The organism is Methylobacterium sp. J-076 (genome assembly GCF_022829405.1).
Classification (GTDB): domain Bacteria; phylum Pseudomonadota; class Alphaproteobacteria; order Rhizobiales; family Beijerinckiaceae; genus Methylobacterium.
The window spans coordinates 126,185-144,220 of the sequence record NZ_JAKSXW010000121.1; the positions used below are offsets into that span (position 1 = coordinate 126,185).

14 protein-coding genes are annotated in these 18,036 nt (G+C 69.7%); 5 read left to right on the forward strand and 9 right to left on the reverse strand.

All coding sequences use genetic code 11. The features are described 5' to 3' along the window. The first annotated feature begins 6 nt into the window (after positions 1–6). A complete protein-coding gene (gene purH / locus MKK53_RS12950; RefSeq protein WP_243929110.1) occupies positions 7–1,605 on the forward strand; it encodes a bifunctional phosphoribosylaminoimidazolecarboxamide formyltransferase/IMP cyclohydrolase in 1,599 nt (532 codons plus the stop codon). 274 nt (positions 1,606–1,879) lie between these two features. Here the strand turns inward: purH and MKK53_RS12955 are convergent, their stop codons facing one another. The 5 genes from MKK53_RS12955 to MKK53_RS12975 all read right to left on the reverse strand — a co-directional run bounded on the left by MKK53_RS12955 (position 1,880) and on the right by MKK53_RS12975 (position 10,667). Then, on the reverse strand, positions 1,880–3,562 hold the full coding sequence (locus tag MKK53_RS12955; protein WP_243929111.1) for an MFS transporter: 1,683 nt from the start codon (positions 3,560–3,562) through the stop codon (positions 1,880–1,882). Between the two features lie 234 nt (positions 3,563–3,796). Continuing rightward, positions 3,797–5,485 carry a cation acetate symporter gene (locus MKK53_RS12960; RefSeq protein WP_243929112.1) on the reverse strand — a complete coding sequence of 563 codons (1,689 nt, stop codon included), beginning with the start codon at positions 5,483–5,485 and terminating at the stop codon, positions 3,797–3,799. Next, positions 5,485–5,859 (reverse strand): DUF485 domain-containing protein, encoded by a 375-nt coding sequence (locus MKK53_RS12965; RefSeq protein WP_243929113.1) that lies wholly within the window; start codon positions 5,857–5,859, stop codon positions 5,485–5,487. The genes MKK53_RS12960 and MKK53_RS12965 overlap by 1 nt, the downstream gene beginning before the upstream one ends. Positions 5,860–5,996: 137 nt before the next feature. Beyond that, positions 5,997–7,943: an acetate--CoA ligase gene (acs, locus tag MKK53_RS12970; RefSeq protein ID WP_243929114.1), complete on the reverse strand. Its 1,947-nt coding sequence runs from the start codon at positions 7,941–7,943 to the stop codon at positions 5,997–5,999. 303 nt (positions 7,944–8,246) lie between these two features. Beyond that, the gene (locus MKK53_RS12975; protein ID WP_243929115.1) at positions 8,247–10,667 is read right to left on the reverse strand and encodes a PAS domain-containing protein; all 2,421 of its coding nucleotides are present in this window, start codon (positions 10,665–10,667) and stop codon (positions 8,247–8,249) included. 228 nt (positions 10,668–10,895) lie between these two features. Between MKK53_RS12975 and MKK53_RS12980 the strand changes: the two genes are divergently transcribed. After that, complete coding sequence (locus tag MKK53_RS12980) at positions 10,896–11,384, forward strand: phasin (protein WP_243929116.1); 489 nt, start codon at positions 10,896–10,898, stop codon at positions 11,382–11,384. A 147-nt stretch (positions 11,385–11,531) separates the two neighbouring features. Further along, positions 11,532–11,891, forward strand: a complete 360-nt coding sequence (locus MKK53_RS12985; RefSeq protein WP_243929117.1) for a hypothetical protein — start codon at positions 11,532–11,534, stop codon at positions 11,889–11,891. A 65-nt stretch (positions 11,892–11,956) separates the two neighbouring features. Here MKK53_RS12985 and MKK53_RS12990 read toward each other — a convergent pair whose 3' ends face one another. Then, positions 11,957–12,601: a L,D-transpeptidase gene (locus MKK53_RS12990; RefSeq protein WP_243929118.1), complete on the reverse strand. Its 645-nt coding sequence runs from the start codon at positions 12,599–12,601 to the stop codon at positions 11,957–11,959. A gap of 194 nt (positions 12,602–12,795) precedes the next feature. On the opposite strand from MKK53_RS12990, the gene aroC reads away from it, so the two are divergent. Further along, positions 12,796–13,893 (forward strand): chorismate synthase, encoded by a 1,098-nt coding sequence (aroC, locus tag MKK53_RS12995; RefSeq protein WP_243929119.1) that lies wholly within the window; start codon positions 12,796–12,798, stop codon positions 13,891–13,893. A 56-nt stretch (positions 13,894–13,949) separates the two neighbouring features. Beyond that, positions 13,950–15,026, forward strand: coding sequence for a 3,4-dihydroxy-2-butanone-4-phosphate synthase (gene ribB, locus MKK53_RS13000; protein ID WP_243929120.1), 1,077 nt, complete (start codon positions 13,950–13,952; stop codon positions 15,024–15,026). A gap of 17 nt (positions 15,027–15,043) precedes the next feature. Here the strand turns inward: ribB and MKK53_RS13005 are convergent, their stop codons facing one another. The 3 genes from MKK53_RS13005 to MKK53_RS13015 are packed head-to-tail and all read right to left on the reverse strand — an operon-like array spanning position 15,044 to position 17,833. Continuing rightward, positions 15,044–16,444, reverse strand: a complete 1,401-nt coding sequence (locus tag MKK53_RS13005) for a pilus assembly protein (protein ID WP_243929121.1) — start codon at positions 16,442–16,444, stop codon at positions 15,044–15,046. Positions 16,445–16,490: 46 nt separating this feature from the next. Then, complete coding sequence (locus MKK53_RS13010; RefSeq protein WP_243929122.1) at positions 16,491–17,195, reverse strand: TadE/TadG family type IV pilus assembly protein; 705 nt, start codon at positions 17,193–17,195, stop codon at positions 16,491–16,493. Between the two features lie 2 nt (positions 17,196–17,197). Continuing rightward, positions 17,198–17,833, reverse strand: a complete 636-nt coding sequence (locus MKK53_RS13015) for a TadE/TadG family type IV pilus assembly protein (RefSeq protein WP_243929123.1) — start codon at positions 17,831–17,833, stop codon at positions 17,198–17,200. Positions 17,834–18,036: the final 203 nt, after the last annotated feature.

The window sequence follows — 18,036 nt, forward strand, 5'->3', positions numbered from 1 at the left end:
GCTCCTATGACTCACGATCACGTGCGGGTGTCCCGCGCGCTCCTGTCCGTCTCCGACAAGACCGGTCTCGTCGATTTCGCCCGGGCGCTCGACGCCCGCGGCATCGCCCTGGTCTCCACCGGCGGCACCTACAGGACGCTCAAGGACGCCGGCATTCCGGTGGTCGAGGTCGCCGAGCTGACCGGCTTCCCCGAAATGATGGACGGGCGGGTGAAGACCCTGCACCCGGCGGTCCACGGGGGGCTGCTCGCCATCCGCGATAACCCCGAGCATCAGGCGGCCTTGGCCGCCCACGGGATCGACGCCATCGACCTCCTGGTGGTGAACCTCTACCCGTTCGAGGCGACGATCGCCGCCGGCAAGCCCGAGGCGGACTGCATCGAGAACATCGATATCGGCGGCCCGGCGATGATTCGCGCCGCGGCCAAGAACCATGCGGATGTGGCCGTGGTGACGGATGTCGCCGACTACGCGACGGTCCTCGATGCGCTGACCGCCGGCGACGGCACGCTCACCCTCGCCGTGCGCCGCGCGCTGGCGCAGAAGGCCTATACCCGCACGGCGGCCTACGACGCGGCGATCTCCAACTGGATGGCCGCGCAGTTCGCGGTGGAGGGCCCGCAGCCCTACCGGGCCTTCGGCGGAAGCCTCGCCCAGGGGTTGCGCTACGGCGAGAATCCGCACCAGGCCGCAGCCTTCTATCGGGCGCCGGGCGTCCCGCGGGTGGGCGTCGCCACGGCGCGGCAGCTCCAGGGGAAGGAGCTGTCCTTCAACAACTTCAACGACACGGACGCCGCCTACGAGTGCGTGGCCGAGTTCGACCCGTCCCGCGGCGCGGCGGTGGTGATCGTCAAGCACGCCAACCCCTGCGGCGTGGCCGAGGGCGCCAGCCTGCTCGACGCCTACGAGCGGGCGCTGGCCTGCGATCCCGTCTCGGCCTTCGGCGGGATCGTGGCCCTGAACCGAGCGCTGGACGGCGAGGCCGCCCGCAGGATCGTGGAGATCTTCACCGAGGTCATCATCGCCCCCGAGGCGACGGAGGAGGCCATCGCCATCCTCGCCGCCAAGAAGAACCTGCGCCTGCTCCTGGCCGGCGGCCTGCCCGATCCCCGCGCGCCGGGCGAGACGGTCCGCACCCTGGCCGGTGGCCTGCTGGTGCAGGGCCGGGACGCCATGGTGGTGGACGACATGCCGTTCCGGGTGGTCACCAAGCGCGCCCCGAGCGAGGCCGAGGCCGCCGACATGCGCTTCGCCTACCGGGTCGCCAAGCACGTGAAGTCGAACGCCATCGTCTACGCCAAGGACGGCGCGACGGTGGGGATCGGCGCCGGGCAGATGTCGCGGGTGGATTCCTCGCGCATCGCCGCCTGGAAAGCCCGCGAGGGTGCCGACCGGCTCGGCCTCGCCGACAGCCTCGCCAAGGGCGCGGTGGTGGCCTCGGACGCGTTCTTCCCCTTCGCCGACGGGCTGCTCGCCGCCGCCGAAGCCGGGGCCACGGCGGTGATCCAGCCGGGCGGATCCATGCGTGACCCCGAGGTGATCGCCGCCGCCGACGAGGCCGGGCTGGCGATGGTGTTCACCGGCCACCGCCACTTCCGGCACTGAGTCGCCGCGCGTTCCAGGGGGCGATCCGCTCCCATTTCCAGATCCCGAGGCCCCCGCTCCGGCGCGCCTCGCTGTCCGACCGGGACCTTCGCTTCCCCGCCCGTCTTTACGAGCAAAGACGGGTTTGGATCCGGACGGGTGGTCCCAGTCTTCTCGACTCTTCCGATCAGCCCTTCGAGAAGCGGATCGCCACGCCGTCGTCCTTTCTGCACACTGGGCTCCCCCTCCCGAGCCTCGCTCGCACGAGGGGGAGGGGGACCAGTCAGCGGCTCGCTCAGGTCTCGGCGAAGATGTCCCTGTCCTTCGTCTCCGGCACGAAGATCAGGCCGATGATCACGGTCATGATGGCGATGATGATCGGGTACCAGAGGCCGTAGTAGATGTCCCCGGTCTGGGCCACCATCGCGAAGGCGGTGGCGGGGAGCAGGCCGCCGAACCAGCCGTTGCCGATATGGTAGGGCAGGGACATCGAGGTGTAGCGGATCCGGGTCGGGAACAGCTCCACCAGCATCGCGGCGATCGGGCCGTAGACCATCGTCACGAGGACCACGAGCAGCAGCAGCAGGCCGATCACCTTGGCCGGCTGCGCCCGGAACACGTCGAACGGGTGGGCCATCTTCACGATCTCGACGTCGCCCGCCTTGGGGTAGCCGGCCGCCTGGAGGGCGGCGAGGGCCGCCTTGTTCGCCTCCGCCGCGCCGCCCTGCGGGTAGGGGATGGCGGTGCCGTTGACGGTGATCGTCGTCGGCTGGCCCGTCGCGCCGGAAGCGGTGTCGTAGCGGACCGAGGACTTCGAGAGGAAGTCGCGGGCCAGATCGCACGGCGCCGTGAAGACGCGGGTGCCCACCGGGTTGAACAGGTTCCCGCATTGCGCCGGATCGGCGGTGACGGTGACCTTCACGGTCTCGACCGCCGCCTCCAGCTTCGGGTTCGCCGCGCTGGTGATGCCCTGGAAGATCGGGAACAGGGTCGCCGCCGCGATGGCGCAGCCCGCCAGGATGATGACCTTGCGGCCGATCTTGTCGGACAGCCAGCCGAACACCACGAAGAACCCGGTGCCGAACAGCAGCGACCACGCGATGAGCAGGTTCGCGGTGTAGCCATCGACCTTCAGGATCGATTGCAGGAAGAACAGCGCGTAGAACTGGCCCGTGTACCAGACCACGCCCTGGCCCGCGACGAGGCCGAACAGGGCGATGAGCGCCACCTTGGCGTTGCCCCACTGGCCGAACGCCTCGGAGAGCGGCGCCTTCGAGGTCTTGCCCTCGTCCTTCATCTTCTGGAACGCGGGCGATTCGGAGAGCTGCATCCGGATCCACACCGAGACGCCGAGCAGCAGCACAGAGACGAGGAACGGCACCCGCCAGCCCCATTCCTTGAACGCCTCCTCACCGGTCACCGTGCGGGTCACGAGGATGACGATGAGGGACAGGAACAGGCCGATCGTCGCCGTGGTCTGGATCCAGCTCGTGTAGAAGCCGCGCCGGCCCTGGGGGGCGTGCTCGGCCACGTAGGTCGCCGCGCCGCCATACTCGCCGCCCAGCGCCAGCCCCTGGGCGAGGCGCAGCACGATCAGGATGATCGGCGCGGCGATGCCGATGCTGGCGGCGTTGGGCAGGATGCCGACGATGAAGGTCGACAGGCCCATGATCAGGATGGTGACGAGGAAGGTGTACTTCCGGCCCACGAGGTCGCCGATTCGGCCGAAGACCAGGGCGCCGAACGGGCGCACGATGAAGCCCGCGGCGAAGGCCAGCAGGGCGAAGATGTCCCGGGTGGCCGGCGGATAGGCGGAGAAGAATTGCGCCCCGATGATCGCCGCCAGCGATCCGTAGAGGAAGAAATCGTACCACTCGAACACCGTGCCGAGGGACGAGGCGAAGATCACCCGCTTCTCGGCCGACGTCATCGGACGCGCCGCCGCTCCCGCCTGCGGTAACGCCGTTGCCACTGCCATGGTCTGTGCCCTCCCCGTGCCGCGCGCGCCGTTCCGGCGTCAGTCTGCATTTTTTGCAGATCACCCATGCGTTACAACAGGATGGCGGCGGGCCCAATGGGTAAAGCGTTCGTGAACGCGACCGATCAACACAGGCGGCGCGGTGCGTCCCCGGCGCAACAGGGTCGGGCCGGCGCATGAAAAAAGGGGCGCGGCTCGCACCGCGCCCCCCATGATGTCAGGCCGAAGGCGCGATCAGTGCGCGTGGGCGCCCGATGCGCCGATGCCGGTCTCCGAGCGGACGAACTGCGCCTCGAAGGCGGCCCGCTCCCGCTGGGCTCGGCGCGACCGGTCCATCAGCGACACGAGCCAGATCGTCGCGAAGGCCAGCGGCATCGAGAACAGCGCCGGGTTGTCGTAGGGGAACAGGGCCGCGGCGTGCCCCAAGGTCGTCACCCAGACGGCCTTCGACAGCACCACCATCGTCACCGCCGCCACGAGCCCGACGAGGCCCCCGGTGAGCGCGCCCCAGGTCGTGGTGCCCCGCCACAGGATCGACATCGCCAGGACCGGGAAGTTGCAGCTCGCCGCCACCGAGAAGGCCAGCCCGACCATGAAGGCGACGTTCTGGTTCTCGAAGATGTAGCCGAGGACGATCGCCACGATGCCGATGAAGACGGCGGCGATCTTCGACAGCCGCACCTCGGCGGTCTCGGTGGTGCGCCCGCGGGCGATCACCTGGGCGTAGAGGTCGTGGCTGACGGCGGAGGCGCCGGCGAGCGTCAGGCCCGCCACCACCGCGAGGATGGTCGCGAAGGCCACCGCCGAGATGAAGCCCAGGAAGTACGGGCCGCCCACCGCGTTGGCGAGGTTCACGGCGACCATGTTGGTGCCGCCGATCATGTCCTTCAGCTTGTCGAAGGTCCCCGCCGCGCCGAGCTTGAAGTAGCTCGGGTCCGACATCAGCAGCGCGATGCCGCCGAAGCCGATGATGAAGGTGAGGATGTAGAAGTAGCCGATCAGGCCGGTGGCGTAGAACACCGACTTGCGGGCCGCCTGGGCGTCCGACACGGTGAAGAACCGCATCAGGATGTGCGGCAGGCCGGCGGTGCCGAACATCAGGCCGACGCCCAGCGAAATCGCCTCGACCGGGTTCGACACGAGGCCGCCCGGCGCCATGATCGCGTCGCCCTTCGGGTGGACGTCCACGGCCTTCTTGAACAGGATCTCGGGGTTGAAGCCGTAAGAGTACAGCACCGCGCCCGCCATGAAGGTGGCGCCGCCGAGCAGCAGGCAGGCCTTGATCACCTGCACCCAGGTGGTGGCCTTCATGCCGCCGAAGGCCACGTAGACGATCATCAGCACGCCGACGATCACCACCGCGTAGAGGTAGGGCAGGCCGAACAGGAGCTGGATCAGCTTCCCCGCGCCGACCATCTGGGCGATCAGGTAGAAGGCCACCACCACGAGGGTGCCCGTCGCCGAGATGATGCGGATCGAGGTCTGGTCCAGGCGGAAGCTCGCCACGTCGGCGAAGGTGAACTTGCCGAGGTTGCGCAGCCGCTCCGCGATGAGGAACAGCACGATCGGCCAGCCGACGAGGAAGCCCGTCGAATAGATGAGCCCGTCGAAGCCGGAGGTGTAGACGAGGCCGGAGATGCCGAGGAACGAGGCGGCCGACATGTAGTCACCCGCGATGGCGAGCGCGTTGGTGCCCGCCGAGATGCCGCCGCCCGCGGCGTAGAAGTCGGCGGCCGACTTGGTGCCCTTGGCGGCCTTGTAGGTGATGCCGAGAGTCATCAGCACGAAGAACAGGAACATGCCGATGGCCGGCCAGTTCGTGGCCGCCTGCTGCACGGCGCCGAGATCCGGTCCGGCCGCGTAGGCCGCCGTCGCCGCGATGGCGGCCAGCGTCAGGCCCAGGAGGAGGGGGGTGCCGCGCATCACTGTCTCACCTTCCGATGCAGGGCGTCGCTCAGGGCGTCGAAGCGCGTGTTGGCGCGGGCGACGTAGATGCCGGTGAGCAGGAACGCGAACAGGATCACGAAGACGCCAAGGAACAGGCCGAGCGATGCCGTGCCGCCGCCGACCTTGATCGCCATCACCGACTTGTCGAAGGCGATGAGGCCGATGAAGCCGAAATAGACCACCAGCATCAGCCCGGTGAGGATCCAGCCGAACCGGGTGCGCTCGTGGACGAGCTGCTGGAACTCCGGCGTCCGGGCGATGCGTTCGAGATGCGGATCCACCGTGTCCGCACCCGCCACCCCTATGGGCGTGACGCGCCCCCCCAGGCCACCCACCGTAGACCCACTCATCGCATCATCCTCCCGGGAAGGCGTCTCCGGCCTTCCGCCCCATTGCCCAGCTTCGTCTTGGGTCCGTCTTGTTATTGGGGGCGGCCGCCCTTCGGCAGCCGCCCCGTGTCGTCGTCCCGCCGCGGGGCGGGATGCGATCAGCCCCGGTTCTGCCGGTTGTCGATCAGGTCGTCGACCACGGCCGGGTCGGCGAGCGTCGAGGTGTCGCCGAGGGAGCCGAAATCGTCCTCGGCGATCTTGCGCAGGATCCGGCGCATGATCTTGCCCGAGCGGGTCTTGGGCAGGCCGGGGGCGAACTGGATCAGGTCGGGCGAGGCGATCGGCCCGATATCCTTGCGCACCCAGGCGACGAGCTCCTTGCGAAGCGCGTCGTTCCCGTCCTCGCCCTCGTTCAGGGTGACGTAGGCGTAGATGCCCTGGCCCTTCACGGTGTGCGGGTAGCCGACCACCGCCGCCTCGGACACCTTCGAGTGCGCGACGAGGGAGGATTCCACCTCCGCCGTGCCCATCCGGTGGCCCGAGACGTTGATGACGTCATCGACCCGGCCGGTGATCCAGTAATAGCCGTCGGCATCCCGCCGCGCGCCGTCACCGGTGAAGTACTTGCCCGGATAGGTCGAGAAGTAGGTCTGCTCGAATCGCTCGTGGTCGCCGTAGACCGTGCGCATCTGGCCCGGCCAGGAATCGGCGATGCAGAGGTTGCCCTCGCAGGCGCCCTGCAACACCTTGCCCTCGGCATCCACCATCTCCGGCTGCACGCCGAAGAACGGCCGCGTGGCCGAGCCCGGCTTCAGGGCCGTGGCGCCCGGCAGCGGGGTGATGAGGATGCCGCCGGTCTCGGTCTGCCACCACGTGTCCACGATGGCGCAGCGGCTGTCGCCCACCACCTTGTAGTACCATTCCCAGGCTTCCGGGTTGATGGGCTCGCCCACCGAACCGAGCACCCGCAGGCTCTGCCGGGAGGTCTTCTTCACCGGGCCCTCGCCGCCGCCCATCAGCGAGCGGATCGCGGTGGGCGCGGTGTAGAAGATGTTGACCTTGTGTTTGTCCACCACGTCCCAGAACCGGGAGTTCGACGGGTAGGTCGGGATGCCTTCGAACATCAGCGTGGTCGCGCCGTTCGCGAGCGGCCCGTAGACGATGTAGCTGTGGCCCGTGACCCAGCCCACGTCGGCCGTGCACCAGTAGACGTCGCCCTCGCGGTAATCGAAGACGTATTCGTGGGTCATCGAGGCGTAGACGAGGTAGCCGCCGGTCGTGTGCACCACGCCCTTCGGCTGGCCCGTGGAGCCCGAGGTGTAGAGGATGAAGAGCGGGTGCTCCGCCTCCACCGGCTCGGCGGGGCACTCGTCGGTCACCTGCTCGGCGGCCTCGTCGTAATAGACGTCCCGGCCGGGCTCCATGGCGACGGCGCCGCCCGTGCGGCGCACGACGACGACGTGGTCCACTAGGGCGCTGCCGAGGCGCTTGATCGCCTCGTCCACGTTGGCCTTCAGCGGCACCTTGCGGCCACCGCGCAGGCCCTCGTCGGCGGTGATGACGAGCTTCGAGCCGCAGCCCTGGATCCGCTGGGCCAGGGAGTCGGGGGAGAAGCCGCCGAACACGATGGCGTGGATCGCCCCCAGCCGCGCGCAGGCGAGCATGGCGTAGGCCGCCTCGGGGATCATCGGCAGGTAGAGGGTGACGCGGTCGCCCTTGCTCACGCCGCGGTTGCGCAGGACGTTGGCCCAGCGGCACACCTGCGCGTGCAATTCGCGGTAGGTGATGTGTTTCGACTCGTCCGGGTTGTCGCCTTCCCAGATGATCGCCGTCTGCTCGCCGCGGGTCTCGAGATGACGGTCGACGCAATTGTACGCGACGTTCGTCGTCCCGTCCTCGAACCACTTGATCGAGACGTTTCCGGGCGCGAAGCTCGTGTCCTTGACCCGGGTGTACGGCGTCATCCAGTCGATGCGCTTGCCGTGCTCGTTCCAGAAGGCGTCAGGGTCGCTGATCGACGCCTCGTACATTTGACGATACTTGGCATCGTCAACGAGGGCGCCGTCGCGCCACGCGTCCTGGACTTCGACGATCCTGCCTTCCATCGTGTTTCATCCCTGTCTTGGTGCCTGATCGTATCGCGGTTCACACCGCGCAGCCAGGACTTCCAAAGTCGTGTAGCGCCATGGCGACGGCTCGGGTAACCCCGGGCCGCACACTGCGCACAAGAACCCGACGGGCTCGAATTAAGTTGAGCGCAATGGAAACGTGATGAACGCCGGATTGCCGACCTGTCAAGCGGCATATTTCTACGAAACCACGCTGCAACACTAACAATTTGCGGAGCACGGGCTTCGCACTGAAAAAGATTCCGACATGTCTCGCCGCGGCGGACGGTAAAGCGTCGGTCAGCCGCGGGCGCCGTGCTTGGCCGGCAGCAGGATCTCGACCAGCATTCCCTCCTCGCCCCGGCCCGTCATCCGCAGGCGTCCGCCGTTGGCCTGGACGAGGGCGCGGGGCAGGGCGAGGCGGAGATCCTCCTCCGGCGCCACCGCCACGGCGTTCTGCGCCGGACTGCCGTCGCGCACGCGCAGGGCGACCTCCGCGGCCTCGCCGGTCCCGGTGGAGACGATCACCTGCCCTCCGGCGACCGAGCGGCGGATCGCGTGCTCGATGACCAGGGAGGCCGCCCGGCGCACGCTCGCCTCATCGACCTCCAGCTCGGCGAGGTCCGTGGAGAAGCTGGTGCGCAGGACGATCCGGCCGCGGGCGGCCTCCGTCTGGAGCACCGCGACGCAGTTGGCCACCACCTCGTTGAGGGCGAGGGGGCGCGGATCGAGGGCGATCTGCCCCGCCTCGATGGCGGCGAGGTCGCTCAGCTCGGCCATCCGCTCCACGATGCGCTCGCCCGCGTCCCGGATGTCGGACAGGCAGGCCCGGTAGCGCGTGTCGCCGAGGGCGCCGAAGCGCTCTTCGAGCATCGCATGGGTCAGGGTGAGGATGGCATCGACCGGCTCGCGCAGCTCCCTGTCGAGGCGGCGCATGTTGGCCGTGCCGGGGGCCGCCGGCTCGGCGCGCGCCCCCTGCGAGGCGCCGCCGAGGGTGGAGTCCGGCAGCCGGTGCAGCACGGCGACCCTCTCCCCGTCCGCCCGCAGCGGGGCGAGGGCGAGGGTCATGGCGCGCCCCTGGGCGAGGACCGCGGAGGGCGCTTCGCCGCCACCGGCCAGGGCCGCGGCGAGGGGGCCCGCGCTTCCGGCATCGAACAGGTGGGCGAAGTCGGAGCCGACCAGTTCCGTGGGGGCTCCACCGAGGCAGGACGCCGCCGCCCGGTTCAGGGTGACGACCCGCCCGTCGCGGTCGATGGTCACCACGCCGGCCTGGAGCGCATCGAGGGCCGCCTCCGCCCCGAGGGCGCGGCCGGCCTGGACCTCGCGGGCCAGCCGCTCGGCGGCGAGTTCCCGGCGCGGATCGTCCTCGTCGAGGCCGCGCAGCAGGAGGATCGCGGCCGGGCCGCCCTCCCAGGCGCAGATCCCGCGGGTGACCTCCACCGGCCGGGCCGCGCCGCCCGCGGTGCCGATGGCGGTCTCGTGCGACAGGCCGCTGCGGAACTGCGGGGGGCCGCTCGGAAACACCGCGTGGATCCCCGCGCCGCGCAGGTCCTCGAGGTCCCCGAACCGGGTCAGGTCGAGGAACGGCTGGTTCACGGCCAGGATCGTCTCGCCCCGGTGGACGAGGGCCGGCATCGGCAGGCTGTCGAGCAGCCCGCCCGTCTCGTCGGCCGGGAACGGAGGGGAGGGGGCGAGGTCCGCCCGCGGGCTCGGGAAGGGCATCACCGAACCCGCCATCCGCGCGGCGAGGGGCGGGGGGGCGTTCGATTCGTCGTCCCCGGCGTAGCGGGCGCCCAGCGCCCGGGCGATCTCCCGGAAAGCCGCGTGCTCGTCGGTCGACAGTGCCCCGTCGGGCGGCGCCTCCGTCCCGGTGCCGGCATCCTCGTCCGACGTGAAGGCCAGGAGGTCCGCCGCCAGGGTGGCGGGGCCCGCATCCGCCCGCGCGATGCCGCGGATCACCCCGAATCCCTCGAAGCCGCGGAACTCCGCGCCCTCGCGCGCGGTGGGGGCCCCCGACACCTCCGCATGGATCGTCAGGTGGCCCAGGCGGAAGCTGATCGGCAGCTTGCGGAACGTCCGGCGGCTCGCCAGGGCGGCGATGACGGGGTGGGATTGTGACGGATCGTGGCTGCCGGCGAGGCCCGGCCAGTCCTGGCCCGTCAGCCCTGCGAGGGACCCGCTGAGTCGGGTCAGCACCGAATGCCCGTCGCTGCGCCACAGGAACCGGTCACCCTCGCGGGGCGGCTCCGCCGCCGGCGGCGACGGTTCCCGAGCGGGCGGGGGGGCGACGGGCGAGGGCGCGCGCGCCTCCGCCTGCGCCGGGGCGGCACTCACCCGCGGTAACGCCAGGGTGCCGGCGGCGATGGCGAGGTAGACCGGCCTGCCGTCCGCATCCGCCGCGCGCGATACGGTGAAGAGCGAGGGCGGCGCGATCCGGCGCGGATCGAGCCGCAGGCGGACGAGGCGGTGGCCCCCCTCGGCCGGGCAGGCGGCGGCGAGCTGGCGCGCGAAGGCGAGGCCGTCGAGATGCGCGAGCACCTCACCGAGCCGGGCCGCCGCGGGCGAGGCATGACGCACCGTCCCGTCCCCACCGTCGAGGACGAGGTGGCTGACGGCCGTGTCCCGGAGGGCCGCGGCCAGCGCCGGCTCGCGCTGCCAGAGCGCGAAGGCCGGGGCGAGGCCGGCGCGCCCGCCGTCCTGCGATGTGCTGTCGGTGTGCAAGTCCTGCGACTCCGCTCCCGGCTCGATGCGCCCGCCGTGCCCGGCAGGCAAGTGAATGACCCTGTTTGTATCGCGAAGCGCAGCCGATGGCTGGACTCTAGCGCCCACCGTCACACGTTTACGTTATGTCAACCTTAATGCCGGCGGCGCGGGTGGCATATGGCTGCGAATCGATTATTGTGCAGTGCACAACGCGCCATCAACAGCCGCTAACGAGAGGACAGCCACATGAGCAACACCCCGAACTACGAGATCCCCACCGAGATGCGCGATTTCGCCGAGAAGAGCGTCGATCAGGCCCGCAAGGCGTTCGACAGCTTCATGGGCGCCGCCCGCCGCACGGCCGACACCGTCCAGGGTTCGGCCGAACTGGCCCGTGACAACGCCCAGAACGCGTCGTCGCGTGGTTTCGAGTACGCCGAGCAGAACGTCAATGCGGCGTTCGAGTTCGCCAAGCGCCTCGTCCGCGCCCGCGACGTGCAGGAGGCGATGCAGCTCCAGGCCGATTTCGTCCGGAGCCAGTTCGCCGCGATGCAGTCGCAGGCCAAGGAGTTCAGCGGCATCGCCCAGACCGCGATGCAGCAGAGCGCCGAGCGCGCCAAGTCCGCGATGCAGCAGGGTGCCGACGAGACCCGGAAGGCCATGGAGCAGGGCCGCGACGCCGCCAACCAGGCGGTGGACAACGCCCAGCACGCCACCGACCGCGCCAGCAACTGAGGCCGGAAGGCCCGTCGCGAGCGGGGGCCGGTCCGTCCGGTCCCACGGCCCGTCCCGCCTGGGGCGGGCCGTCTCGTTTTCGCCCCCATTCGCCACGACAGCGGGCAAGCGGGGCCGAAGCGTCCCGGATGGAACGGGAGTTCGACGATGATCGGTGACCATGACGGAGCGCGCCGGCCCGTCCGCCTGCTGCGTCTGGCGGCAGTCGCCCTGGCCTTCGCCGGCTCCGCCACCGCGGCGGGGGCGCAGTATTACGAGGGGCCGCCGGGCGGCTACCGCCGCGCGCCCGCCTACGAGGAGCAGGATTACCCGCCGCCGCCGCCGCGTCGCCGGGTGGTGCGCGAGGTGGGCTACAATTGCGATGCGGTGCAGCGTGGGTTGACCGGGCCGCGCCCGTATTCGTGCCCGCTGCCGGGTCCGCGGCCCCTCGGGGCCCGCTGCTTCTGCGATCTGCCGATCGCGTCCTTCAGCCCGGCCCAGACCGCCGTCGGCCACGTCATCCCCTGACGCGGACGCCCTGCCCGGCGGTTCTCGCCGGGCAGGGCGCCTCACATCGATCCCGAAGGCGTCGATCAGTTCAGGACGACGACCTTGGCGCCGACCTTCACGCGCTCGTAGAGGTCGCTGACGTCGTCGTTGGTCATCCGGATGCAGCCGGACGACACTGCCTGACCGATCGTGTCGGGCTCGTTCGAACCGTGGATGCGGTACTCGGTGCCGCCGATATACATGGCGCGGGCGCCGAGCGGGTTCTCGATGCCGCCGGCCATGTAGCGCGGCAGGTCGGGGCGGCGGGCGAGCATCGCCTTCGGCGGCACCCACGACGGCCACTCCTTCTTGGCGGTGACGGTCTTCACGCCGCTCCAGCTGAAGCCCGGACGGCCGACGCCGACGCCGTAGCGCAGGGCCTCGCCGTTGCCGAGCACGTAGTAGAGCCGCCGCTCGGAGGTCGAGACCACGACGGTGCCGGGCACGTAATTGCCGTCGAAGGCGACCACTTCCCGCGGGATCGGCTGGACCTGCGCCTGCGGCGCCGCCTGCACGCCCTGGCCATAGGCCGGGTTGTAGGTGCCCTGGTAACCGTAGGGACCCTGGTCCGAGTAGTACTCGTTCGCATCGCTCCCGCCGAAGGGATCGTAGGACGAGGCGGCGAGGGCGGGGGCGGAAAGAACGCAGACGCCGAGGAGCGCGGCGAGCGCAGTGGCCGAGGTCTTCATGGTGCCTACCTGTGCAATAACCTTTGCTGTTACAAGCGAGACCATGGCATCCGAGTTCCGCCGCGGCATCGGGATTTTTAATCCGGGCGCGAATACGTAAGTTTTTAGCTTTGCGGGTGTTTCTGGCCGTGGCGCCCGGGTGCGCCTCCGTTACGGTTTGTGCCCCGGCGCCACCCGCGCTAGAGCGGGCCGCCATGTCTCACAACACCTTCGGCCACCTGTTCCGCGTCACCACCTTCGGCGAGAGCCACGGGGTGGCGCTCGGCTGCGTGGTCGATGGCTGTCCCCCCGGCCTTCCCCTGGAGGCCGAGGAGATCCAGGCGGAGCTGGACCGGCGCAAGCCCGGCCAGTCGCGCTTCACCACGCAGCGCCGCGAGCCCGACCAGGTCAAGATCCTGTCCGGCGTCTTCGCCGACGACCGCACCGGGGGCCGCCAGTTCACCACCGGCACGCCGATCGCGCTGGCGATCGAGAACACCGACCAGCGCTCGAAGGACTATTCCGAGATCCGCGACAGCTACAGGCCCGGCCACGCGGACTATACCTACGATGCCAAGTACGGGATCCGCGACTACCGCGGCGGCGGCCGGTCCTCGGCGCGGGAGACCGCGGCCCGGGTGGCGGCGGGCGCCGTGGCGCGCAAGGTGATCCCCGGCGTGGCGATCCGCGCCGCCCTGGTCCAGATGGGCCCGCACGCCATCGACCGGAGCCGGTGGGACTGGGACGAGGTCGCCCGCAACCCGTTCTTCTGCCCCGATGCCGAGACGGCGGCCTTCTACGAGAACTACCTCGACGGCATCCGCAAGGACGGCTCGTCGGTGGGCGCGGTGGTCGAGGTGGTGGCCGAGGGCGTGCCGCCGGGCCTCGGCGCGCCGGTCTACGGCAAGCTCGACGCCGACCTCGCCGCGGCGATGATGTCGATCAACGCGGTGAAGGGCGTCGAGATCGGCGACGGCTTCGCCGCCGCCTCCCTGCGCGGCGAGGACAACGCCGACGAGATGCGCGCGGGCAACGGCGCCCGCCCGCGCTTCCTGGCCAACCATGCCGGCGGCATCCTCGGCGGCATTTCCAACGGCGAGCCGGTGGTGGTGCGGTTCGCCGTGAAGCCGACCTCCTCGATCCTCACCGCCCGCCGGTCGGTGAGCCGGGACGGCGCCGAGATCGATCTGGTCACCAAGGGCCGCCACGACCCCTGCGTCGGCATCCGCGCCGTGCCGGTGGCGGAGGCGATGATGGCCTGCGTCCTGGCCGATCACTATCTCCGCCATCGCGGTCAGGTGGGGCAGCCCTGACACAACAGGCCGCCGCTCCCGCTGGGGAGGGCGCTGCGAGTATTGGGAAACAAGCCGTGTCACACTGCACCGTCACCGAAGTGATCGCCGCCTTCGCCCGGGGCGAGATCGTCGTCGTCACCGATGACGACGACCGCGAGAACGAGGGCGACCTCGTCGTCGCCGCCTCGCTCTGCACGCCGGAGAAGATGGCGTTCATCATCCGCAACACCTGCGGCATCGTCTGTGTGCCGCTGTCCCAGGCCGAGGCGAAGCGCCTGCGCCTGGACCCGATGGTCGCCTCGAACGACGCACCGCTCGGCACCGCCTTCACCGTCACGGTGGACGTCAAGCACGGGCTGACCACCGGCATCTCCGCCGAGCAGCGCTGCAACACCGTCCGGGCGCTCGCCAACGGCAACATGGGCGCCGCCGACTTCGTGCGGCCCGGCCACGTCTTCCCGCTCATCGCCCGCGACGGCGGCGTTCTGATGCGCTCCGGGCACACGGAGGCCGCGGTGGACCTGTGCCGCCTCGCCGAATTGCCGCCGGTGGGCGTGATCTGCGAGCTCGCCAACGACGACGGCACGGTGATGAAGGGGCCGCAGATCGTGGCCTTCGCCGAGACCCACGGCCTCAAGCGCATCTCGGTGGCCGACCTCATCGCCTACCGGCAGGCCCGGGACCGGCTGGTGGAGCGGGTGGGCCACTTCCCGGTGCAGTCGGCCCACGGGGCGATGACGGCCCACGCCTACTCGACGCCCTTCGAGGCGATCCAGCAATTCGCCTTCGTGATGGGCGAGATCGGCGACGGGCGCGATGTGCTCGTGCGCCTGCACCGCTCGAACGTCGCCGCCGACGTGATCGGGGGGGGCTTGCAGATCGATGCCGTGCTGCGCCGGTTCGCCGAGAGGGGACGGGGCGTCCTCGTCTATCTCCGCGACGGGACGGCCGGCGTGCCGCTGAAGAGCGTCACCGAGGAGGGCGCCGAGGCCCTGCGCGCCCGGCAGTGGCGGGAGATCGGCCTCGGCGCGCAGATCCTGCGCGACCTCGGCGTGGTCTCGATCCGCAACCTCGCGACCTCGTCCCGCTCCTATGTCGGCCTGTCGGGCTTCGGGATCGAGCTGCTCGGCGACGAGCCGCTGGAGGTCTGACGGTCCCCAGGCGCGGGTCAGTTCGTGATCCGGGCCTGGGCCCCCGCCGCCGCGAACATCTGCTGCACGGCGGCATTGATCTCCGTCGGCGAGTTGGCGGAATAGGCGTAGGTCGATGACGACGCGCAGGACGACAGGTTCGACGCGATCGAACTCAGCAGATAGTTCTGGATGAAGGTGAACACGCTGTTGAGCGTGGCGCTGCTGCTCTGCAGGTTCGCCGGCGGCACGATGTAGGTCGTGTTCAGCGTCATCAGCGTGTAGCCCTTGGTCTTGATCGTCGCGCACGACGAGGGGTCGAACGATTCGACCACGAGGGGCACGGCGAAGCCGGAGAAGTTCTTGCAGTTCGGCGTCGTGCACGGCGTGTACGCGACGTAGTTCGAATCGTATCCATCGACCCAGCTTCCCCCCGACATCACCTTGATGTCGGAATCCTGCACCCCGTCGGTGATCAGCATCACGAAGCCCTGGGCCGTGGACGAGGTCAGTCCGTTGCCGTCGGTGTTCAGGTTGTTGCCCAGCGTCTTCAGGCCGTAGGTCGTGTTGGTCCCGCCATCCTTGGCGGTGTTGCTGATGTCGAGCCCCTGGACGGTGCTCACGGCGCCGGACAGGTCGGACGACAGGGAGTAGATGTTCGTGAACTGCGAGCTCATCGTGTAGACGGCGACCTTGAAGCGGCTCGCATTGCCGGAACTGATGATCTGGTTGAGGGCGGAGACGACGGCGTTCTTCGCCACGTCGATCCTGAGGGTGGCCCCGGCATTCCGGGCGGAGGTGGTCGTCCCGCTGTAGTGGCACGCCACCGCGCAGCCCCCCGTCGCGTTGTAGACGATCTGCTGGTCCTTCAGCGTCGCGCCGATCCCCATGGAGGACGACACGTCGATCACGATGTGGATGTTCGTGAAGGCCGGGATCGTCAGGGTCGAACTCGCCGTGCCGGAGAAGTTCGCCGTCGTCGTGCCGAGCGCCCGCATGAAGATGGTCGGCATGGAGAAGGAGTAGGTGGCGGTGGCGCTCAGGGTGCGGCCCGCGGCGGTCATCGTCACGGTCGGCGCGGGCACCACGGCGGGAAGCGAGCCGGTGTTGGCGTTGAACTGCGCGAGGGCCTGCGCCTTGCCCACGGCGATCGCCGAGGCGGTGGGATCCCCCGACCCGGCGTAGTTCACGATGTAGGTCTGGGCGCTGGTGATGGCGGCGACGACCGCCGCGTCGGCGGCGTGGTCGAGCTTCGATTTCGCCGCCAGCTCCATCCCGTAATCGACCGCGAGGCCGACGAAGCCCACGAGGGGGATCGCCGAGAAGGCGAAGATCGTCGTGAGGCTGCCGGAGCGGTCGGCCCACGACCGGCGCAGCAGGTCCGGCAGCCGCCGGATCCGGCGGCCGACGACGGCGAAGACATCGGATGCCGTGATCATGTCGTCCCTGTTTCGCCCATGGTGGAAATACGGTGGCGGCGGCCTGTCACGAGTAGCCCGGGCATGCCTTGCCGAACGCGTCGTCGCCGCTCACGGCCTGGTATTTGAGCGCGCTGACGTATCGCGGGTTGATGTACGACGAGCGCTTCATCACCACCACGCCGAGCAGGCCGGTGAAGACCGAGGGCGTCCAGGTGTAGGTGACGTCGGCGACCACGACGTAGAGCGGCGGCCCGTTGCCGCCCTGCGGGCTCGCGACGGGCGTGAACAGGCTCGCCGGCAGCGTCCCCGCGCTCGGGGCGCTGGTATTGCTGGCGGAGTTCGGATGGGTCGAGCAGGCCCGCTCCGCCGCCGCCCCGGTCCAGTTGATGTTGGCGACATAGGTGCAGTTCGCCGTGCAGCCGTTCACCGACGCCGTGAAGCTGACCCCGGCGAGGGAGATCGTGATGTCCCTCGACCACGCGATGCCCCGCCGCGTCGAGTCGCTCAGCACCTTCGGAAACGTCAGCATCGCCGAATCGTAGGCGTAGTGCAGGTCGGTATAGTTGACGGTGTTGTCGGAACCGGCCGCGAGGATTTCCGCGATCGAGTTCGCGGTGTCGGTGAGTTGGCGCGATTGCCGGACGAAGCTCGAATACTCGAAGATCCCCGCCGACAGCGCCAGGAGGATCGGGAAGATCAGCGAGAACTCGACGACGGCGATGCCCCGTCGGTCCCGTCCGAAACGGGTGAGCGATGCGGGAGGGCGCATCCTCAGCACCCCGAATAGGCGGCGGCGCCGCTATAGGGCTCGGCCTTGAAGGTCGCCGTCGACATCAGAACGTTGACCTTCTTGCCCTGGTAGGTCGTCGTCGACCGCCCGGCGAATAGCCCGGTGAAGAAGTTCGCGGGGTAGAGGATCTGCACCACCACGTACTGCCCGCCGGAACCGGGACAGAAGGTGTTCGCCGAGGCGTTGAGCTGGGGCACCAGCAGGGCGCTCTGCGCGGCATCGACGTAGGAATAGTAGCCCGTCGGGCTTGTCCCGCCGGGGACGACGGTGACGTTCGTGAAGACGCTGTTGCAATCGAAGTTCGCCGGAAGCTTCGGGCAGACCACCGAAGTCCGGAAGGTGGCCGCGTTCATCCCCGCGGTGGAGACGGCCCCGGTCATCACGGCGCGGGCGCTGCCCCGCGCGGCGGAATCGAGGGCCGACAGCATGAAGAAGGTGTAGCCGACCTCGAACACGCCGAGCAGCGTGAGCATGAACGGCACGATGAGCAGGCCGAACTCGACGGCGGTCGTCCCGCGGGCATCGCGGCCGAGCCGGCGCAGCACGGCCGCAGGCCGGCCCGGCGCGGAGATCCGCTCCGCGGGCGATGCCGTCCGGTCTGCCCCGGTGCGAACCAAGGCCGTGCGGTCTCGTGACGATGCGGCCATGGAACGGCGGCTGATCCCTCGATGAGGGAGCCACTATGCTGGCAAAGGTCTAATGATTTATCCAGTCATCGCGGGAATTCCGCTCCCCGATACATCCTTGCTCTCGCGGCGCCCCGGTCGCTTGTTCGGGCGATGTGGCCGGTATGCTGGTCGTGCCGTGCTTCCGGGGCGCG